Consider the following 1,602-nt stretch of genomic DNA (forward strand, 5'->3'; position numbering starts at 1 on the left):
GAGGCCACTGAAAAACTTACGTTTTTCGGTTTACAAACCGGATGTAAAACAAGAAAGGCGACTTTTCATTCCATTTTGAATGAAAAGTCGCCTTTCTCTTTATTCTTTTTTACTTTGTTTCCTTCATCAAGGTTAGGATTCGTTTTAAATTGACAGCGAATATAGCCATTGCACCTTGCATTTGCATACCAATCAGACCCGAGGAAGATGCCACATCATACCCGTGTCTATGCTTAAGTTCACTATTTTTCGCCTCAATTTTATAACGCTCTTTCCCCTTTTCTTTAAAATATGCACTTTCTTGAAATGCTTGTTGTTTCTTATGTTCAGTGGATTTAATTGTCACAGAATACGTTTTACTTTTAGCGCCTTCTTTGTAACAACCACTTTTGAATCGACATACCTTACATTTTTCAATATCAAAATAATAGGTATGACTTTGACTATTGTTTGTTCCTTTTTTACCCGTACGTGCTCTACGAATAGCCATATGCCCAGCTTTACAGACATACATACCCGCATCTTTATTAAACTCAAATTCATCTTCTTTTTTACGCGGTCCTTGTGTCACGATTGGGTTTAATTTCGATACTAATTGTAATTGATTTTGGTTGGCATATTGAATATTATTTTTCTCCGAATAAGCAGTATCTCCAATAACTGTATCAATTTCCATCCCTGTTTCACGACTTTTTTCAATCAATGTTTGAAGGTATTTTCCATCGCTTTTTTCACCCGTTGTAATCACCGCAGCTGTAATGATACGTTCTTCATTCATCGCAATATGTGTTTTATAACCAAAGAAAGAAGAGTCCGCTGTTTTATGTCCAATTCGTGCATCAGGATCTTGCGAAAATTGAAGGTGTTCTTGGTGATTTTCTACGATTTCTTTTAAATAATTAAGTTTTTCTTTCACATTTGGATATTCACGAATGATTTCCTCTTTTTCTACCGTTTCAATCACTTTTTGGCAATATTCAAGTTCGTCACCTAATTCATTTGTCATTGTTTTTGGTGGGAATTTCTCTTTCATTCCTTCATCAATTTGATAAACAGCTTTGCGAAGTAATTTTGATTTCTCCATTAAAAATTCTTTCGGCGATTTTTGATTAAAGCGTGCTTTTGTATGCGTGGCATCAACAATAATAGATTTATTTTTAATCAAGTCTTTTTCGAGTGCAATTTCCACTGTTTTTTGAATGAGCATGTCAAGTAATCCTACATCTTTTAGACGAAGTTTGCGGAACTTCGTTAATGAACTAGGATCAATCACCATATCTTCTGGTGCCATATCTAAGAAATATTTAAAGGACATATCGTATTTTGAGCGTTCTACAACATCTACATCTGATAAGTCAAAAATAGATTTTAATAATAAATATTTAAACATACGAACAGGCGGCACTGCATTGCGACCGTTATCGAAACAATATTTATCTTGTAGTTCTTCTAAAACAAAAGAAAAGTCTACCAGTTCATTAAATTGACGAAGCATATTATCCTTTGGTACAACGATATCGTAAATCGCCATAAATGGACTGAGGTTAAGAGATTGTTGGTTAGAAATCATCCGAGACACCACCTAAAATTAATATGACTATT

Annotated in this window: 1 protein-coding gene; it reads right to left on the reverse strand. The window is 34.0% G+C overall.

The window, feature by feature from the left end; all coding sequences use genetic code 11:
* Nucleotides 1-109: 109 nt before the first annotated feature.
* Entirely contained in the window at nt 110-1,570 is a 1,461-nt protein-coding gene (locus tag LOK41_RS28065) for an IS1182 family transposase (protein WP_241819363.1), read from the reverse strand.
* Between the last annotated feature and the right edge of the window lie 32 nt (nt 1,571-1,602).

Origin of the sequence: Bacillus sp. TL12 (assembly GCF_022625245.1) — a bacterium.
Classification (GTDB): Bacteria; Bacillota; Bacilli; order Bacillales; family Bacillaceae_G; genus Bacillus_A.